Origin of the sequence: Lysobacter soli (assembly GCF_003382285.1) — a bacterium.
In the GTDB taxonomy this organism is placed as follows: Bacteria; Pseudomonadota; Gammaproteobacteria; order Xanthomonadales; family Xanthomonadaceae; genus Lysobacter_J; species Lysobacter_J soli.
This window is the reverse complement of the sequence record NZ_QTJR01000002.1, coordinates 248,504-264,901: the sequence shown is the minus strand read 5'-3', so window position 1 is coordinate 264,901 and position 16,398 is coordinate 248,504. Positions and strand designations below refer to the sequence as shown.

20 protein-coding genes are annotated in these 16,398 nt (G+C 67.4%); 6 read left to right on the top strand and 14 right to left on the bottom strand.

From position 1 onward, the window contains the following. The 12 genes from DX912_RS04470 to DX912_RS04415 form a co-directional block, all read right to left on the bottom strand. Nucleotides 1-1,422, bottom strand: a complete 1,422-nt coding sequence (locus DX912_RS04470) for an ATP-binding protein (protein WP_115841271.1) — start codon at nt 1,420-1,422, stop codon at nt 1-3. Between the two features lie 120 nt (nt 1,423-1,542). Continuing rightward, complete coding sequence (locus DX912_RS04465; RefSeq protein WP_115841270.1) at nt 1,543-2,226, bottom strand: response regulator transcription factor; 684 nt, start codon at nt 2,224-2,226, stop codon at nt 1,543-1,545. A 64-nt stretch (nt 2,227-2,290) separates the two neighbouring features. Continuing rightward, nucleotides 2,291-2,635 carry a hypothetical protein gene (locus DX912_RS04460; protein ID WP_325050558.1) on the bottom strand — a complete coding sequence of 115 codons (345 nt, stop codon included), beginning with the start codon at nt 2,633-2,635 and terminating at the stop codon, nt 2,291-2,293. Between the two features lie 154 nt (nt 2,636-2,789). Next, a complete protein-coding gene (locus DX912_RS04455) occupies nt 2,790-3,701 on the bottom strand; it encodes an arginine deiminase-related protein (RefSeq protein WP_115841269.1) in 912 nt (303 codons plus the stop codon). Next, nucleotides 3,698-4,708: a tRNA dihydrouridine(20/20a) synthase DusA gene (dusA, locus tag DX912_RS04450; protein ID WP_115841268.1), complete on the bottom strand. Its 1,011-nt coding sequence runs from the start codon at nt 4,706-4,708 to the stop codon at nt 3,698-3,700. The genes DX912_RS04455 and dusA overlap by 4 nt, the downstream gene beginning before the upstream one ends. A gap of 38 nt (nt 4,709-4,746) precedes the next feature. Continuing rightward, nucleotides 4,747-5,232: a GNAT family N-acetyltransferase gene (locus DX912_RS04445; RefSeq protein ID WP_181902703.1), complete on the bottom strand. Its 486-nt coding sequence runs from the start codon at nt 5,230-5,232 to the stop codon at nt 4,747-4,749. Nucleotides 5,233-5,311: 79 nt separating this feature from the next. Next, complete coding sequence (locus DX912_RS04440; RefSeq protein ID WP_147298561.1) at nt 5,312-6,028, bottom strand: hypothetical protein; 717 nt, start codon at nt 6,026-6,028, stop codon at nt 5,312-5,314. A gap of 65 nt (nt 6,029-6,093) precedes the next feature. Continuing rightward, complete coding sequence (locus tag DX912_RS04435) at nt 6,094-6,594, bottom strand: hypothetical protein (protein ID WP_115841265.1); 501 nt, start codon at nt 6,592-6,594, stop codon at nt 6,094-6,096. Nucleotides 6,595-6,717: 123 nt separating this feature from the next. Then, the gene (locus tag DX912_RS04430) at nt 6,718-7,434 is read right to left on the bottom strand and encodes an HAD family hydrolase (RefSeq protein ID WP_115841264.1); all 717 of its coding nucleotides are present in this window, start codon (nt 7,432-7,434) and stop codon (nt 6,718-6,720) included. 188 nt (nt 7,435-7,622) lie between these two features. Continuing rightward, nucleotides 7,623-7,997: an EF-hand domain-containing protein gene (locus tag DX912_RS04425; RefSeq protein ID WP_115841263.1), complete on the bottom strand. Its 375-nt coding sequence runs from the start codon at nt 7,995-7,997 to the stop codon at nt 7,623-7,625. Between the two features lie 303 nt (nt 7,998-8,300). Continuing rightward, nucleotides 8,301-8,489, bottom strand: coding sequence for a CPXCG motif-containing cysteine-rich protein (locus tag DX912_RS04420; RefSeq protein ID WP_115841262.1), 189 nt, complete (start codon nt 8,487-8,489; stop codon nt 8,301-8,303). Nucleotides 8,490-8,491: 2 nt separating this feature from the next. Further along, on the bottom strand, nt 8,492-9,010 hold the full coding sequence (locus DX912_RS04415) for a hypothetical protein (RefSeq protein ID WP_147298560.1): 519 nt from the start codon (nt 9,008-9,010) through the stop codon (nt 8,492-8,494). 142 nt (nt 9,011-9,152) lie between these two features. Here DX912_RS04415 and DX912_RS04410 point away from each other — a divergent pair, with 142 nt between their 5' ends. Beyond that, nucleotides 9,153-9,650 (top strand): hypothetical protein, encoded by a 498-nt coding sequence (locus tag DX912_RS04410; RefSeq protein ID WP_115841491.1) that lies wholly within the window; start codon nt 9,153-9,155, stop codon nt 9,648-9,650. 3 nt (nt 9,651-9,653) lie between these two features. On the opposite strand, the gene DX912_RS04405 is transcribed toward DX912_RS04410, so the two are convergent. Beyond that, the gene (locus DX912_RS04405; RefSeq protein ID WP_115841260.1) at nt 9,654-10,445 is read right to left on the bottom strand and encodes a lytic transglycosylase domain-containing protein; all 792 of its coding nucleotides are present in this window, start codon (nt 10,443-10,445) and stop codon (nt 9,654-9,656) included. 155 nt (nt 10,446-10,600) lie between these two features. Between DX912_RS04405 and hemN the strand changes: the two genes are divergently transcribed. Then, the gene (gene hemN / locus DX912_RS04400) at nt 10,601-11,995 is read left to right on the top strand and encodes an oxygen-independent coproporphyrinogen III oxidase (protein WP_115841259.1); all 1,395 of its coding nucleotides are present in this window, start codon (nt 10,601-10,603) and stop codon (nt 11,993-11,995) included. Between the two features lie 88 nt (nt 11,996-12,083). Here the strand turns inward: hemN and DX912_RS04395 are convergent, their stop codons facing one another. Next, nucleotides 12,084-13,487, bottom strand: a complete 1,404-nt coding sequence (locus DX912_RS04395) for an aminotransferase-like domain-containing protein (RefSeq protein WP_115841258.1) — start codon at nt 13,485-13,487, stop codon at nt 12,084-12,086. 111 nt (nt 13,488-13,598) lie between these two features. Here DX912_RS04395 and DX912_RS04390 point away from each other — a divergent pair, with 111 nt between their 5' ends. From DX912_RS04390 to ccoO, 4 genes are all read left to right on the top strand, one after another. Next, on the top strand, nt 13,599-13,937 hold the full coding sequence (locus tag DX912_RS04390) for a hypothetical protein (protein WP_115841257.1): 339 nt from the start codon (nt 13,599-13,601) through the stop codon (nt 13,935-13,937). 1 nt (nt 13,938) lies between these two features. Then, nucleotides 13,939-14,145, top strand: a complete 207-nt coding sequence (locus DX912_RS04385) for a twin transmembrane helix small protein (RefSeq protein ID WP_115841256.1) — start codon at nt 13,939-13,941, stop codon at nt 14,143-14,145. 175 nt (nt 14,146-14,320) lie between these two features. Next, nucleotides 14,321-15,772: a cytochrome-c oxidase, cbb3-type subunit I gene (gene ccoN / locus DX912_RS04380; protein ID WP_115841490.1), complete on the top strand. Its 1,452-nt coding sequence runs from the start codon at nt 14,321-14,323 to the stop codon at nt 15,770-15,772. Between the two features lie 10 nt (nt 15,773-15,782). After that, nucleotides 15,783-16,397, top strand: a complete 615-nt coding sequence (gene ccoO, locus DX912_RS04375; RefSeq protein ID WP_115841255.1) for a cytochrome-c oxidase, cbb3-type subunit II — start codon at nt 15,783-15,785, stop codon at nt 16,395-16,397. The last annotated feature ends 1 nt before the right edge of the window (nt 16,398 follow it).

Sequence of the window (16,398 nt, the reverse complement as noted above, 5' to 3'; positions counted from 1 at the left end):
TCAAAGGCCCGGCGGGATCACGACTTCGAAGTGCGCACCGCCCAATTCGCTCGAACGGCTGACGTCCAGCGTGCCGCGATAGCTGCGCACCACATCCTGCACGGTGGCGAGGCCAATGCCGTGGCCCTGCACGCGCTCGTCGCCGCGCACGCCACGCTGCAGCACGAGGTCGATCTTGTCTTCCGGCACGCCGGGGCCGTCGTCGTCGACCGCCATCAGCAGGCCGGGGCGCCGGTTCGGTGCGAGCTCGCCTTCCTTCACCGTCAGCAGCACGCGCGAGCGCGCCCACTTGAAGGCGTTCTCGATGAGGTTTCCGAGCACTTCCTGCAGGTCGCCGGGCTCGCCGTAGAAACGCGCGCCGGCGTCGATGTCGAATTCGCAGATCACGCCCTTCGATGCGTAGATCTTTTCCAGGCTGCGCACGATCTGGTCGGCGTATGGCTCGATTTCCAGCGGCGCGGCGAACAGCACGTGGCCCGAACGCGCGGCGCGTGCGAGCTGGTACGACACCAGGTCGCTCATGCGGCGCACCTGCAGGTCGATTTCCTCGCGCAGCTCCTGCACGGGCACGTCTTCGCCGCTGCGCGCGCGCAGCACGGCCAGCGGCGTTTTCAGGCTGTGCGCCAGGTCGGCCAGCGTGTTGCGCTGGCGGTCGAGGTTTTCGCGCTCGCTTTCGATGAAGGCGTTGATGCTTTCGGTGAGCGGTTCGAGTTCGCGCGGATGGCGACCGCTCATGCGCGAGGCGAGGCCGCGCTGCACGCGCTTGAGTTCGTCGACCACGCGCTTGAGCGGGCGCAGGCTCCAGCGAAGGATCACCGCCTGCAACAGCAGCAGGATCAACCCTGCGCCGCCGAGGTAACGCCACAGCGCCTGGCGGAACACGCTGACCTGGCGGCTCAACGCGGTCGTGTCTTCAAGCACGTAGATCGTGTACGGGAACTCCGATCGCGCATCGTCGCTGCCAGCGCTCCAGATCAGCCCGCGGCCATACCGGTAGGCCTCGCCCGCTTCGCCACTGATCTCGGTGATCGGCAGCGCGCGCTCGAAGGTTTCCTCGTTGGGTTCGAGCATCTTGCCGGCGGGCAGGATCGGGCCCTGCGCCGACGTCGAATCCCAGTGCCCGTTCGGCAGCACCACTTCCGCGTACAGGCCGCTGCCAGGTCGTTCGAGACGCGGGTCGACCGTTTCGTACGGCGGAATGAACTCGCCGTTGCGGGCGAACTCGCCGCCCGCGACGTACGCCAGCGCGAGGCTGCGCAGGCGCTGGCGCATGTTGCTTTCGGCCGTTTCCAGGAACGCGCGGTCGAGCGCGTAGCCGGCCAGCGCGAGGAATGCCACCAGCCCCAGGCTCGCGGCCAGCAGCTGGCGCGCCTGGAGCGAACGCGGCTGGCCCCAGCTCACCTGTGGCGATCGGCGTGGCATGGGGACAGGTCGGAAGGAACGGGCGACGGCATCGCCGCCAAGGGTAACCAGCGCGCCGCGCGTTGACGATGACCCGCCGACGCCCGGCGCTGCTGGAACATCGAATCCGTGCGCTGGTGCTTAGTCTCCGCTGCGCGCGATGGCGAAGCGGTAGCCGCGGCCGCGTACGGTCTCGATCGGCTTGAGCGAGCCATCCGGATCGAGCTTCTTGCGAAGACGGCCGATGAAGACTTCCAGCACGTTGGAGTCGCGATCGAAGTCCTGCTGGTAGATGTGCTCGGTGAGGTCCGCCTTCGAGACCAGTTCGCCGGCGTGCATCATCAGGTACTCGAGCACCTTGTACTCGTAGCTGGTCAGGTCGACGTTGCTGCCGTTGACGCTCACCGTCTGCGCGGCGAGGTCGAGCACGACCGGGCCGCATTCCAGCGTCGGCTTGCTCCAGCCGGCGGCGCGGCGGACCAGCGCGTTGAGGCGCGCCAGCAGCTCTTCGATATGGAACGGCTTGACGAGATAGTCGTCGGCGCCCTGCTTCAGACCCTCGACCTTGTCCTGCCAGCTGGAGCGGGCGGTGAGGATCAGCACGGGGAATTTCTTGCCTTCGTCGCGCAGGGCCTTGATCAGCTCCATGCCCGACATCTTCGGCAGGCCCAGGTCGATGATGCCCAGGTCGAACGGTACTTCGCGGCCCATGTAGAGGCCTTCTTCGCCGTCCTGGGCGGCATCCACTGCGAACCCTTCCCGCTTCAGGCGGGCGGCGAGGGTTTCGCGCAGCGGAGCTTCGTCTTCGACCAGCAGAATTCGCATGTGGACTCCAATGTCTGTCGTTCTGTCTAGGCCGCTATCGGAGGGCCTCCGAGAGCGTGGCGGGTCAGTCGTCGTCGCGGCGTGTACGGTTTTCCTGCTGCTGGCGCTCTCGCACCTGCGGGTCGTCCATGTAGATGCGGACTCGGCCGCTGGAATCGACCACCTTCACGCGGTTGACGTCGCGGCCGTCGTAGGGAACACGCTCGGCGCTGAGGACCTGCCCGCCGGTGCGGCGTTCGACCCGGCGCACCGAGTCGGACAGGGCCTGCCGGTCGTTGCCTCGGCCGTGCCCCCGGTCGCCACGCTCCGGGGGACCGCCACGATCCTGCGCCCATGCACTCCCAGCCGACGCAAGCAGCGCGGCGCACAGGAGGAGCGGAATGGAGCGGAAAGAAGACGGCATCTTCATCGAGACTGGGCACGCGAACGGGGCAATATCGCACGGCCGTGCGACAGTGTGCATTCTCGAAACGAAGCGGTGAATCCGGTCTGAACTTTTCTGATTGCGGGCGGTCGGCATTCAGACCCTGGCGTCAGTCGGCTCGATTCCAGCGCGTCCCGGCCTAGAAAATCTCGGCGATGCAGCACCGCAGCGAACCGCCGCCGGCCTCGATGGCGTCCAGCTCGACGGCCCGCACCTGGAAGCCCGCCGCCGCCAGCAGCTGCCGGTTGCGCGGGTCGAGCGCCGCGTCGGCCCGGGCGCTCATCCAGACGGTGTCGACCGACAGCGCGATGGCGTTGCCGGCGAAGGCGGAGTGCTCGGCCTCCGACAGCACGATCGCGTTGGGGGCGTAGAAGTCGGCAATGGCCCGGGCCACGCCGGTGTCGGCGAAGCCGCGCGGGCTGACGATCGCCGCCCGCCCCGCCAGCACGGCCAGGACGACGTTGGCGTGGTATTCGCCCGGCGCGAGGTCGAACGTCAGCGTCGCGCGCAGGCCGAACGCCTCGTGCATGAGCCGGGCGCCCTCCTCGTCGCATCGCTCCGACAGCCCGCACAGTCCAAGGCCGCGCGCGCGGTCGATCACCAGCGAGCCGGTCAGCTCGCACGCGTGCGGCTGCGTGGAGAGGTCGATCTCCGCGTAATCCATCACGCCACCGAGGAAGTTGCGGATGTCGGCACGTGCGGCTTCGCGCTGGCGAACCGGATGGCGCATGCGCCCGACGACGTATCGTCCCGCGGCCGTGGCGAAGACGTTGTTCGGAAACACCGCGTCGGGCGTGTCGGCATCGCCGGCGAAACACACCGTCGGCAACACCTGCGACATCGCCCGATGCAACGCGCGGTGCTGCGTCATCGCGCATTCGGCGTCGAAACCCGACGCCTGCGCCATGTAGCGATTGTCCTGCGCCGACTGCTCGGCAAGGCTGAAGCCTTCGGGCGCGACGAGGAACGCGGCCTGCGCGGTCGCCGGGCCGAAATCGGGCCGCAGCGTGCGGGCGTGCGCGAAGAACGCGGCGGCATCACGCGTGATCATGCGGCGTCCACGCGTTCGCCCGCGAAGGATTCGGTGATCTCGATGGCCTGTTCGACCAGCGACCAGTCCGCGCCGGGTTTGTGCGCGCCTTCGCTGAGCACCTGGCGAAACGCGCGGCCGCCACGTTCACCGGCGAACAGCCCGAGCAGGTGGCGCGTGATGTGCTTCAGGTACACGCCTCGCGCGAGCTGATCCTCGACATAGGGCCGCAGCGCACGCAGCAGCTCGCCGCGCGTGCGCAGCTCGCCGCCGAACCATGCGACGTCCAGCCGGTGCAGGAGATATGGATCGTGATACGCCGCGCGACCGAGCATGGCGCCATCGGTGTGCGCCAGGTGCGAGGTCGCCTCGTCCTGCGTGGCAATGCCGCCGTTGACGACGATCTGCAGCTGCGGCCGCTCGTGCTTGAGGCGGTACGCCCAGTCGTAGCGAAGCGGCGGCACTTCGCGGTTCTCCTTCGGAGAAAGTCCCTGCAGCCACGCATTGCGCGCGTGGATCACGAACATGCCGCAGCCCGCGTTGGCGACCGTATCGATGAAGGCGAGGAAGCGATCCCAGTCGTGGTCGTCATCGACGCCAAGCCGGCACTTCACCGTCACCGGCACGTCGCAGTTCTCGACCATCGCCGCGACGCTGTCTGCAACGAGCTGCGGCTCGCGCATCAGGCACGCACCGAAACGCCCGGCCTGCACGCGATCGGACGGGCAACCGCAGTTGAGGTTGATCTCGTCGAAGCCATGGTCGGCGCCGATCTTCGCCGCCGCGCCCAGTAGTTCCGGCTCGCTGCCGCCCAGCTGCAGCGCGACCGGATGCTCCACCGGATCCATCGCCAGCAACCGCGCGCGATCGCCATGGATCACCGCGTTGGCATGCACCATTTCCGTATACAGCCGCGCATGCGGCGCCAGCAGGCGGTGGAAGACACGGCAGTGCGTGTCGGTCCAGTCCATCATCGGGGCGACGGAGAGGCGGAGTGCGTCCGGCGAAATGGCAGGCGAATGGCTCATTGGCGCGATTTTCGCCGATTTCCGCCGCCAACGCCCGGCTAGCCCGCCCGATCAGGCTCCCACACCATGTACACGTCGGCGCGCGCGTAGTGGGATCCCGGCCGCGGTGCGGGGTAATGGCGGAAGCCGACGCTTTCGTACAGCGCCAGCGCGGGGCCCAGCTTGCTGCTGGACTCCAGGAACAGTTCGCGACCTTGCAACTCGCCGAATGCGTCCAGCGCGCCGAGCATCAGCGCGCGCCCGACACCCATTCCTCGCGCTTCGGGTGCCACCGCCATCTTGGTGAGTTCGTAGACGCCATCGGATTCGTACTTGAGCGCGACGGTGCCGACGGCTCGGTCGTGTTCGTCGATGGCGAACAGCACGCGACCGCCGGGGGCGAGGATGTGCGTCTCCGGATCGCCGAGCACATCGCGGTCGATGGGCTCTACCGTGAACCAGCGTTCGAGCCATTCGATATTGAGACGTGCGAAGTCCGCGCGCCAGCGCGGGGCGTAACCGACGATGCGGACGTTGTCGTTCATGCGGCCATGATAGTGGCGCGTCGTACAAACGCATGCGGCGGCCGAAGCCGCCGCAGGTCGCATCGAACGGAGTCGCGGATCAGCCCTTGCCCTTGCCCTGGCCCTTCGCGTCCTGGTTTCCGTTGCCCTGCCCCTTGGGCTGCGCGTCGCTTTTGCCGGCAGCACCCTTGGATCCTGCGTTGCCTTTGGCTTTTCCGGCACTGCCGTTCTTCGCGTTGCCGTGCGTCGCGGCCTTGCCGTTGTCCGCGTGGTGCTTGTTCGCCTGCGCCGCCTTCACCTTGCCCGGATCGCGCGGACGCCCCGGGAAATCGCGCGCGAGATCGGCATCGATGGTGATGTCGCGGCCCCATCGGTCGTAGCTGGGGACGAAGCCCTTCTTCAGCTGGTGGAACTCCGTCGAACCGGGCTTGATGCCCAGGTTCTTCGCGACTTCGCCCCACCCCAGCGCATGGTCGCGCTCCCACATGTCGGCAACATAGCGACATGGGCGACCGAGCGCGGACGCGATCGAACAGGCGAAATACACGTCGCCCGGCGCCCAGCGGCGCTCGCCGAGCAGCTCGTTGACGAGTTCGCGCGGCGCGCCGTAGTAACGCACCATCTCGTCGACGAAGGGATCGCGATAGCGCGCGCCGTAGCGGTTCACGTCGGTCAGCCACGTGTCGACCCACACGTCGCCCGAGCGGGGATTCCAGCCGAACGTGTAGTCCTGCGCAGACGCCGTTCCACCCAGGCCCAGCGTCGCCGCCGCAGCGACGAGCATCGCGCCCAGCCGTGCCTTCCAGGTCATCGCCATCGTCCAGTTCCTTTCGTCATCGAAGGAATGCCAGTCGGGCATTCGGTTGTGGTCCGCAGCCATGATCAGTCGTCGTCGCGCCAGCGGCGATCGCGGTCGTGGTCATGGCGGTCGCGGCGATCATAACGGCGATCGTCATGGCGACGGTCGTAGTAGCCGTAGTTCGAATAACCGTTGCGATAGTAGGCGCGGTCGTAACGACGATCATGGCGATGGTCGTAGCGCGCATCGTAGTAGTGCGTGGTGCACTTGCCGTGCTTGTTGCAGTTGCCGCGCGGCGCGTTGTTCCAGTACCCGTAGGCGTTGCCGTACGGCGGACCGGCGCGGTAGACATTGCGGTAGTAGGTCGGGCGGCCGCGATAGTCGTGGACGACGACCAGGCGGTCGCGATAGCCGCGGTCGTAGCGGTAGTACGGGTTGCCCGCGTGGTAGATCACGTCGGCGACGTCGACGATCACGCGGGTCAGGTCGTCAGCGCGCGCCGGTGCGGGCGCCGTCGCGGCGACTGCACCGAAACCTGCGGCCAGCACCACGGGGGCGACCCAACGGGTCAGGACGGTGGACATGTCTGCGCTCCTGGTTGCCCGCACCCTGCGAGCCTTGCGGCCAAGATGCGACTACCGCGGTGAACGCATTTTTAATCCGGCCGGGGTACTCCGGGGACGCTCAGCAGCCGTTGGGGAACGTGTTCAGGCGTTGGAAGCCAGGGCGCGCACGGCGTCAGGCAACTCGTGCGCGCTGGCGATGCGGCGCAGGCGTGGCGCGTCGTCGGCGACCTCGGCCTCCGTCTCGTGGCTCCAGGTCGTGTGGTACGGCACGTGGATGCCCCACCCGCCCAGTTCCAGCACCGGCGCAATGTCGGAACGCAGCGAGTTGCCGACCATGACGAAGCGTTCGGCCGGCAGCTGGAACTCTTCCAGCAATCGCGCGTACGTCGCCGTGTCCTTCTCGCTGACGATCTCGATGCGGCGGAAGAGGTCGGCGAAACCGCACTGGCGCACCTTGGCTTCCTGATGGAAGAGGTCGCCCTTGGTGATGAGCACGACGTCGAAGTCCGCGGCGATCGCCTCCACCGCTTCACGCACGCCCGGGAGCAGTTCCACCGGATGCCGCAGCAGCGACTTGCCGAGTTCGACGATGCGATGCACGTCGCGCGCTTCGATGCGCTGCGCGGTGATGTCCACCGCCGCCTCGATCATCGACAGCACCATGCCCTTCACCCCGTAGCCGAACAGCGCGATGTTGCGCTTCTCGACCTCGTACAGGCGCTCCTGCACGCGTGCGTCGCGCAGGTCCACGTAAGTGCCGACGATGCGCTCGAACTCGAGCTGGGCTTCGTCGAAGTAGTCCTGGCTGCGCCAGAGGGTGTCGTCGGCGTCGAAGCCGATCAGCTGGATTGCGGTCATGCGCGCAGTTTAAACGAGCACGGCGCAGCGCCGAGGGGCAGACGAAGCAGCGGCCGGCGCCACGATGTACTGGCAAAAAAACAAAGGCGGCCGGAGCCGCGACGTACTGAAAAAGCAAGGGCGGCCGAAGCCGCCCTTGCCGGAGTCCAACAATGCGCGAGTTGGACGTGGTGCCCTGACTGCAGCGCTTACTTGCCGCCGCTGTTGCCGGCCGGGCCGCCCTGCGCCTTGGCGACGTAGGCCTTGTATTCGTCGGCGGTCAGCGCGCCATCGGCGTCCGCATCGGCCTGATCGAACACCTGGCCGAGCGCCGGAACGCTGGACGCCTCGGACTTGCTCAGCGAACCGTTCTTGTCGGTGTCCACGTCCGACCAGCTCTTCTTGCCCGACGTGTTCGCCGAGCCCTGCGTGGCGCTGGCACCGCTCGCACCGGCCTGGTCGGCCGACGCGGCGGCCGGATCCTGCGACGACTGCGGCGTGGTGCTCTGCGCGAACGCCAGCGGCGCCGACAGCATGGCGACCAGGGCGGCGGCGATGAGCGGCTTGCGGTTCTTGAGGGTCATGCGGATGTCTCCTGGAATGAAGGAAGTTCTGCGCGTGCTTGCCCAAGGCGTGCCGCACGATTTCGACCTTGCACGGGAGGTGATGAACGACTCCGCTTCGGCGGGAGTTAAGGGAACGTTCCCTTAACCATTCGGGCGCGCGAGGGGGCTAGGAAGCAGGTTGATCGGTGACGCGCGACGCGCGCGAATGCGACCTGCGCTGAAGTTATCGCGGTTGCGACGAGTGCGATTTCGCTGAACGCAACACAACCTTCATCGGGCACGCGGTCAACGCGGTGGCCATTGCCGCGTTGACCGCGTCCTTCAATCCTCGTTCTCGCGGGCGACGTCGACGTCGAGCCCGCCATCCTCATCGATCCGCACGCGCACGAGCATCGGTCGGCAACACACGTGGCAGTCCTCGACGTACGACTGCGCGCCGGCCGAATCGTCGACGAACAACGTCAGCGGTTCGCCGCAATACGGGCACTGGACGTCGATCGCCGGCAGCATCGTCACTTCGCCTTCGGCAGCGGTTCGTTCGGCGCGAGCGTCAGCACGATGTCCACCGGCGTGCCGGGATTGTGGCTGCGCAGGTGCAGTTCGCTCGCATCGAGGCGAAGGATGTCGGTGGGATACGACTGGCCTTCCTCGACCATCGTCAGCTTGCCGCCCTCGAAGCGCCACTGGCCGTGCATTGGCGTGCCGTTGGGCGAATCGATGACGAGTGTGCCGTCGGCGAGGAATGCATACACCGTGTCCGCTTCCACCGCGCTGGACGACTTCACGCGCCACACCTTGTCGACGAATGCGGCCGGCGTGACCTCGGGTGCGGCAGGTGCGGCGGCTTCGCCCGGCGCCGGCTGGTCGGTCGAGCGCGCGGGCTGCGACGAGGTGTCGGCGGTGACCTGCGGCGTATCGGCGGCCTGCGCTTGCGCCTGCTCGGACGCGGGTGGCGCGGGCGCGTTGCACGCCGTCAACGTGCACGCGGCGATCACGCAGGCGAGCACCGAAAAACGCATGGATCCACGCATGACCAGCATCCCGTATTGGAAGGTGCGCGCACCTTAGCACCGCCCGCGCGAACCCCGCGTTCATCACGTCCCAGTAACTGCGGCGCGGCAAAGCTGCGGCCATCGACGCCGCATGCCGGCGCCACGGATGACGGAGGCAGAAATGAAGGTCCGCCATGTTTTCAGCACGCCCGACCTGGCCACCGCGCAGGCGGTGATGAACGCCGCGCGCGGCGCCGGCGTGCACGACGACGACATCCTGCTCGTCGCGCGTTCGGATATCGAACTGGACGCCATTCCCAACGAGTACAAGGAAGCCGACACCGACCTCATTCCCGCCGCCATGCGCGGTGCCGGATACGGCGGCGCGGCGGGTCTGCTCGCGGGCCTGGCGGCGATCGTCATCACGCCGATCGGTCTCACGCTCGCCGGCGCAGCCGCGGCAGCGGTGGCAGGCGCACTGGTGGGCTCGTGGGCGTCGGCGCTGGTGGGCTCGTCGTTGCCCGATCCGATCCGCCGCAAGTTCGACGATGAAATCCAGGCGGGCCGGATCCTGGTCGTGCTCGACGGCGACAAGGACTTCCTAGATCGCACGGAGAACATCATCACCGGCGCGGGCGGCACGCATCTGCCGTATGAATCGAGCAAGGCGATGGCGTGAGGACTACGGCGAGGTCAGTGCCTTCGCGCGCGACTTCGCCACCGGCTTGTCGAGCGCGGCGCGATAGTTGCCGTACAGCGCCTGCACCTTGGCGACATAGGCCTGCGTTTCCGCATATGGCGGGACGCCGCCATAGCGCGTGACGGTACCGATGCCGGCGTTGTACGCGGCGGCCACCAGCGTCATGTCGTTGCGATAGCGGCGCATCAGTGCGCGCAGGTGACGCGCGCCGGCCATGATGGATTCGTCCTGCGAGAACGGATCGACGACGCCGTATTCGCGGCTCGTGTCGGGCATCAGCTGCATCACGCCCTGCGCGCCTTTCGCCGAAACTGCCATGGCGTCGTAATCGCTCTCGGCGTGCGCGATGGCGCGCAACCATGCTTCATCGACGCCGGTCGCTTTCGACGCCGCGCGGAACTGCTTCGGATATCGGTCCAGACGCGGCGGGCTCACGCGCCCCAGACCTTCGTGCGCCGGCTCGCCCGGCGGCGCGGGCAAGGTAAAGGAAAGCACCTTCACCGAGCCGGGCAGCTTGCGCGTCCCGTACACCGTCTTCCCGTCCTGCACGCGTTCGTACAGCACGCCGCTCACCGCTTCGCCGGTGCCGAAGAGGTTCGGCACGCTCGCGGCGTTGTCGTCGACCTGCCTGGCGGTGCAGCGCGAACCGGGCTCGGGCGCGGTGGACAGGCTGACCGTGCCGTCGCGCACGCAGCGGTAGACCGTGCGTGCATTCGCCACAGTCGCGAACGACAGCGCGATCAGCGCGACGGCGACGGCGCGGGACCGGTTCATATCCCGCGGATTCTAGGCACCGCGCTGGAACGAGGACGCAACGGATGGCGGCCGCTTGTCGGCCGGAAACCCGTGTCCGTAGGGTTGCCGGCTGGGCGCCGCGATGAATTGATCGAGGTCAAACCCCGGCGGATGGCCGTCGATAGGCTCCGCGCATGTCCACTGCGCCGACTTTTCCCACGGAACTCCTGCGCCGCTACGACCGGCCGGGGCCGCGCTATACCTCTTATCCCACCGCGCCCCAGTTCAGCTCCGACTTCGACATCGCGCAGCTGCGTGACGCGGCGCAGGCCAGCAACGGCGATCCGATCCCGAGCCGCCTGTCGCTCTACGTCCACGTCCCGTTCTGCACGAACCCGTGCTTCTACTGTGGCTGCAACCGCGTCATCACGCGCGACCGCGCGCGCAGCGAGCCGTACCGCACGCGGCTCGCGCGCGAGATCGGCATGATGGCCGGGCTGTTCGATCCGGATCGCGAAGTGGTGCAGCTGCACTTCGGCGGTGGCACGCCGAACTTCTTCACGCCTGCGCAGCTGCGCGCGACCGTTCAGGACCTGCGCGACCACTTCCGCTTCAGCGACGACATCCAACGCGACATCTCCATCGAGCTCGATCCGCGCGAACTAACGCCGGACGACATCGCCGAGCTGGCCGACGCGGGCTTCAACCGCGCGAGCCTGGGCGTTCAGGATTTCGATCCGGACGTGCAGCGCGCGGTGAATCGCGAGCAGGATGTCGGCGCGACGCTGGCGATCATCGACGCGTGCCGCACGCACGGCATGCGCTCGGTCAACGTCGACCTGATCTACGGGCTGCCCTTGCAGACACTGGACGGCTTCTCGCGCACGCTCGACATCGTGATCGCCGCGCGCCCGCATCGGCTCGCCGTGTACAGCTACGCGCACCTGCCAGAGCTCTTCAAACCGCAGCGGCAGATCCGCGCCGAAGACCTGCCGTCGAACGAACTCAAGCTCGACCTGTTGCGCCTTGCGATCGAGCGGCTGACCTCAGCGGGTTACGTCTACATCGGTATGGACCACTTCGCGCTGCCCGACGACGAGCTCGCGCTCGCGCAGGCGCGCGGCGGACTGCACCGCAACTTCATGGGTTACACGACGCACGCCGATTGCGACCTGATCGGTTTCGGCGTCAGCGCGATCAGCCGCATCGGCGACAGCTACAGCCAGAATCCACGCGATCTTCCCGCATGGGAGGAAGCGATCGACGCGCCGCGTCTTCCCGTATGGCGCGGATTGCGCCTGAGCCCGGACGATCAGCTTCGTGCCGACGTCATCCAGCGCCTGATGTGCCAGGGCGAAGTGTCGATGGGCGCGATCGAGCGCGCGCACGGCATCGACTTCACGCACTACTTCGCCGATACGTTGGCGCGCCTGCAGCTGCTGCAGGACGACGGGCTGGTGTGGATCGAGCCGGATCGTATCGTCGCCACGCGCGAGGGGCGGCTGCTGTTGCGCGTCATCGCAATGTGCTTCGACGCGTATCTGCGGCAGCCGCATGCTACGAGCGCCAAGTATTCGCGCGTCGTATAGGCGTCTGCCAGAACGACCTGGACGTGCGGCGCCGCGAAAGCTGCCCTCACCCCAGCCCCTCTCCCGCTCGCGGGAGAGGGGCTAAGAACTACGCCAACGCGCCCAGCGTCTTCAACCCCTGCTCCGTCCGCGCATCGAACGGGTGCCCGTAGTTGATGCGCACGCAGTTGCGGAAACTCCGGCTCGCCGAGAAGATCGGCCCGGGCGCGATGCTGATGCCCGCGTCCAGCGCGCGGCGATGCAGTGCCAGCGCATCGCGGCCTTCCGGCAGCTCGATCCAGGCGAAGTAGCCGCCGGAGGCGCGCGTGACCTTCGTGCCTTCCGGGAAGTGCGTCGCGATCGCTTCGATGTACTTCGCCTGCTGCTCGGCGAGCGTCGCGCGCAGGCGACGCAGGTGCCGGTCGTATCCACCGCCCTGCAGGTAACGGCCGATCGCGCGTTGCGCGGGCACGTTGGTGTTGAGCGTGGTGGTGAGTTTGTTCCGCGCGATGGTGTCGCGAAAGCGCCCCGCCGCCACCCATCCGATGCGATAACCCGGCGCCAGGCACTTCGAGAACGACGAGCAGTGGATCACGCCACCGTCGCGATCGAATGCCTTCGCGGGCAACGGACGGCGCGCGCCGTAATGCAGTTCGGCGTAGACGTCGTCCTCGATCAGCGGAATCCCATGACGCGCGAGCAGGGCGACGAGGTCGCGCTTGGCGTCGTCGGGCATCGTCGCGCCGAGGGGATTGTGGAAGGTCGGCATCAGCCAGCATGCACGCGGCGAATGGCGCGCGATGGCTTGTTCCAATGCGTCCAGATCGACGCCGTCGCGCGGATGCGTCGGGACTTCGATCGCGCGCAGGCCGTTGCGCTCCAGCGACTGCAGCACCGCGTAGAAGCACGGCGATTCGACCAGCACCGCATCGCCCGGTCGCGTCACCGCGGCGATGCCGAGGTTCAGCGCCTCCAGCGCGCCGTTGGTGACGATGATTTCGTCGGCGGGCACGTCGATGCCGTCGATCAGGTAACGCAGGCCGATCTGCCGGCGCAGTTCGGCCTGTCCGGGAGTGAGGTCGTCGACGGTGCTCCACGGGTCGAGATCCTGCGCGGCGGCGGCAATCGCGCGGCCGAGTTTCGGCAGCGGAAACAGCAGCGGACTCGGGAACGCCGAGCCGAACGGGACGAGGTCGCGATGCATCGCCGACTGCAGGACATCGAACACCAGTTCGCTCACGTCGACCGGCCGCGAGTCGCCGTCGGGACGCGATGAGGTCTCGGGCTCCGGCGGAAGTCGCGACGGCCGCGCCGCCACGTAATAACCCGAACGCGCGCGCGATTCGATCAGGCCGCGTGCTTCCAGCAGGTAGTACGCCTGGAACACGGTGGACGGGCTGATGCGCCGCGCGGTGGTGGTCTGCCGCACCGATGGCAGGCGTTCGCCCGGACGGAACGCGCCGGACTGGATGGAGCGGGCCAGATCCTCGGCCAGGGCCTCGTAGCGCTTCACCGGGCGTCCTCGGGCAACTGATACGGTTTTTCGAGCGGCTTTCTGATTCTACTGGAACTGATACGGTCACCCTAGACTGCGCGCACCGTCCGAGCTCCCTCCGAGTGCCCGATGTCCACCGGCGTACAGCTGCATCTCGCCCTGATCCTGTTCGCGCCGTGGTTCGCGGTGCTGTCGGTGCTGTTCTGGCGCTACCCGCGGCAGCCGCGCGGGCCGGCGCGGTTCGCGTTCGATTCGATCGCGCTGACGGCCGCCACGGCGGCGGCCTTCGCCGGCATGTACTGGGGCATGGCACACGCCGATGCCGGCTTCGGCCCGATGTGGAAGCAGGTATTCGCGACCTCGCTGGCGTACGGGCTCTACCTGGGCGTCATGGCCGCGGCGCTGCTGGTGCGCATGCGCTGGTTCGGGCGGCTGAGTGCCCTTTCGACCACCGCAGCCCGGAGCTGACATGAAGACCCTGCTCGTCGTCGGCTTCCTCGCGCTGATCGTCTACAACCTCGGCGCGGCGCTGTACTACATGCTCACCGACCGCGGCGAGAGCAAGCGCGCCGTCAATGCACTGACCCGCCGCATCGCCCTGTCGGTCGCCCTGATCGCGCTGGTGGCCGTCGGCATTGCCACGGGTGTCATCCAGCCGCACGCCGTGGGCGCCTGACCGACACACCCCCGCTGCATGACAGGACCGCACCGGCAGCCGCCGAACGGTCCGCCGGGCTCATCCGTTTGCGTTTGAATCGCGTAGCCGACGCTTTGATCGAAATCAAGCGCGGCGCATGAACGGGTTCCTAACATGCCGCCGACCCCGGCCCTGCCGCTCGGGAGTGTCCATCATGCATACCCAACCAGAAACCTATAACGACAAGATCGTGCGCCAGTTCACCGCGATGACGGTGGTCTGGGGCATCGTCGGCATGGCGGTCGGCGTCCTGATCGCCGCCCAGCTGTACTGGCCGGCCCTCAACTTCGACGTACCGTGGCTGAGCTATGGCCGCCTGCGGCCACTGCACACCAACGCGGTCATCTTCGCCTTCGGCGGCTGCGCGCTGTTCGCCACCAGCTACCACGTGGTGCAGCGCACCTGCCACGTACGGCTGGCGTTCGACAAGCTGGCCGCGTTCACCTTCTGGGGCTGGCAGGCGGTCATCGTCGCCGCGGCGATCACGCTGCCGCTGGGCCTCACGCAGGGCAAGGAATACGCCGAGCTCGAATGGCCGATCGACATCCTGATCACCATCGTCTGGGTGTCGTACGCGATCGTGTTCTTCGGCACCATCGTCAAGCGGCGCGTGAAGCACATCTACGTCGCCAACTGGTTCTACGGCGCCTTCATCATCACCGTCGCGCTGCTGCACATCGTCAACAACATGGCGATGCCGGTGGGCCTGGGCAAGTCGTATTCGCTCTACACCGGCGCGGTCGATGCGATGGCGCAATGGTGGTACGGGCACAACGCGGTCGGTTTCTTCCTGACCGCCGGCTTCCTCGGGATGATGTACTACTTCGTCCCGAAGCAGGCCAACCGCCCGGTGTATTCGTACCGGCTGTCGATCGTGCACTTCTGGGCGCTGATCGCCGTGTACATGTGGGCCGGCCCGCACCACCTGCAGTACACCGCGCTGCCGGACTGGGCGCAGTCGCTGGGCATGGTGTTCTCGCTGGTGCTGCTGGCGCCCAGCTGGGGCGGCGCGATCAACGGCATCCTCACGCTCTCGGGCGCGTGGGACAAGCTGCGCACCGATCCGATCCTGAAGTTCCTCATCGTGGCGGTGTCGTTCTACATGATCGCGACCTTCGAAGGTCCGATGATGTCGATCAAGACCGTCAACTCGCTGTCGCACTACACCGACTGGACCGTCGGCCACGTGCATGCCGGCGCACTGGGCTGGGTCGCGATGATCTCCGTCGGCGCGGTCTATTCGATGCTGCCGCGACTGCTCGGCCAGACGCGGATGTATTCGGTGAAGGCCATCGACCTGCACTTCTGGCTGCACACGGTCGGCGTCGTGTTCTACATCGTGTCGATGTGGATCGCCGGCGTGATGCAGGGCCTGATGTGGCGCGCCACCAACCCCGACGGCACGCTCACCTACAGCTTCGTCGAGGCGCTCAACGCCACGTATCCCTACTACCTCGGCCGGTTGCTCGGCGGCCTGATCGTGTTGTCCGGCATGTTCGTGATGGCCTGGAACGTGATCCGCACCTGGCAGCAGGCGCGCGACCTCGTGCCCACGCCGGTGATGCCGCCGGATGCGGCCAGCGCACACGCCAGCACGATCTCCTGAGGCCGACGACATGAGCCATTCACACGAGAAAGTCGAAACCAACGTCGGCCTCATGGCGGTGCTGATCGCCGTGGCCGTGTCCTTCGGCGGCTTGGCGGAAATCGTCCCGCTGATGCACCAGGCCGAAGCCATCACGCCCCTGCCCGGCGTGAAGCCGTATCCCGCGCTCGAACTCGCCGGCCGCGACGTCTACGTCCGCGAGGGTTGCTACAACTGCCATTCGCAGATGGTGCGCACGCTGCGCTTCGAGACCGAGCGTTACGGCCATTACTCGCTCGCGGGCGAATCGGTGTACGACCGCCCGTTCCAGTGGGGCTCCAAGCGCACCGGGCCGGACCTGGCGCGCGTCGGCGGCCGCTATTCCGACGACTGGCATCGCGTGCACCTGCACAACCCGCGCGACGTCGTGCCCGAGTCCAACATGCCCGGCTTCCCGTGGCTCGCCGAGGCGAAGGTCGACGGCGAACAGGTGCAGCAGCGCATGAAGGCGCTCAAGACCATCGGCGATCCGTACACCGCCGATGACATCGCCGGCGCGCCGGCCGCGGTGGACGGCAAGACCGAGCTCGATGCGGTCGTCGCCTACCTGCAGGGCCTGGGCCGCCACGCTCCGAGGGGAGGCTGAC

What these genes read in the sequence shown, in the direction of transcription:
- DX912_RS04465 (WP_115841270.1), bottom strand. Translation starts at nt 2,226, where the DNA reads ATGCGAATTCTGCTGGTCGAAGACGAAGCTCCGCTGCGCGAAACCCTC.
- DX912_RS04415 (WP_147298560.1), bottom strand. Translation starts at nt 9,010, where the DNA reads ATGCGTGGATCCATGCGTTTTTCGGTGCTCGCCTGCGTGATCGCCGCG.
- DX912_RS04420 (WP_115841262.1), bottom strand. Translation starts at nt 8,489, where the DNA reads ATGCTGCCGGCGATCGACGTCCAGTGCCCGTATTGCGGCGAACCGCTG.
- hemN (WP_115841259.1), top strand. Translation starts at nt 10,601, where the DNA reads ATGTCCACTGCGCCGACTTTTCCCACGGAACTCCTGCGCCGCTACGAC.
- DX912_RS04430 (WP_115841264.1), bottom strand. Translation starts at nt 7,434, where the DNA reads ATGACCGCAATCCAGCTGATCGGCTTCGACGCCGACGACACCCTCTGG.
- DX912_RS04440 (WP_147298561.1), bottom strand. Translation starts at nt 6,028, where the DNA reads ATGGCGATGACCTGGAAGGCACGGCTGGGCGCGATGCTCGTCGCTGCG.
- DX912_RS04470 (WP_115841271.1), bottom strand. Translation starts at nt 1,422, where the DNA reads ATGCCACGCCGATCGCCACAGGTGAGCTGGGGCCAGCCGCGTTCGCTC.
- dusA (WP_115841268.1), bottom strand. Translation starts at nt 4,708, where the DNA reads ATGAGCCATTCGCCTGCCATTTCGCCGGACGCACTCCGCCTCTCCGTC.
- DX912_RS04405 (WP_115841260.1), bottom strand. Translation starts at nt 10,445, where the DNA reads ATGAACCGGTCCCGCGCCGTCGCCGTCGCGCTGATCGCGCTGTCGTTC.
- DX912_RS04410 (WP_115841491.1), top strand. Translation starts at nt 9,153, where the DNA reads ATGAAGGTCCGCCATGTTTTCAGCACGCCCGACCTGGCCACCGCGCAG.
- ccoN (WP_115841490.1), top strand. Translation starts at nt 14,321, where the DNA reads ATGCATACCCAACCAGAAACCTATAACGACAAGATCGTGCGCCAGTTC.
- DX912_RS04435 (WP_115841265.1), bottom strand. Translation starts at nt 6,594, where the DNA reads ATGTCCACCGTCCTGACCCGTTGGGTCGCCCCCGTGGTGCTGGCCGCA.
- DX912_RS04425 (WP_115841263.1), bottom strand. Translation starts at nt 7,997, where the DNA reads ATGACCCTCAAGAACCGCAAGCCGCTCATCGCCGCCGCCCTGGTCGCC.
- DX912_RS04455 (WP_115841269.1), bottom strand. Translation starts at nt 3,701, where the DNA reads ATGATCACGCGTGATGCCGCCGCGTTCTTCGCGCACGCCCGCACGCTG.
- ccoO (WP_115841255.1), top strand. Translation starts at nt 15,783, where the DNA reads ATGAGCCATTCACACGAGAAAGTCGAAACCAACGTCGGCCTCATGGCG.
- DX912_RS04460 (WP_325050558.1), bottom strand. Translation starts at nt 2,635, where the DNA reads ATGAAGATGCCGTCTTCTTTCCGCTCCATTCCGCTCCTCCTGTGCGCC.
- DX912_RS04445 (WP_181902703.1), bottom strand. Translation starts at nt 5,232, where the DNA reads ATGAACGACAACGTCCGCATCGTCGGTTACGCCCCGCGCTGGCGCGCG.
- DX912_RS04385 (WP_115841256.1), top strand. Translation starts at nt 13,939, where the DNA reads ATGAAGACCCTGCTCGTCGTCGGCTTCCTCGCGCTGATCGTCTACAAC.
- DX912_RS04390 (WP_115841257.1), top strand. Translation starts at nt 13,599, where the DNA reads ATGTCCACCGGCGTACAGCTGCATCTCGCCCTGATCCTGTTCGCGCCG.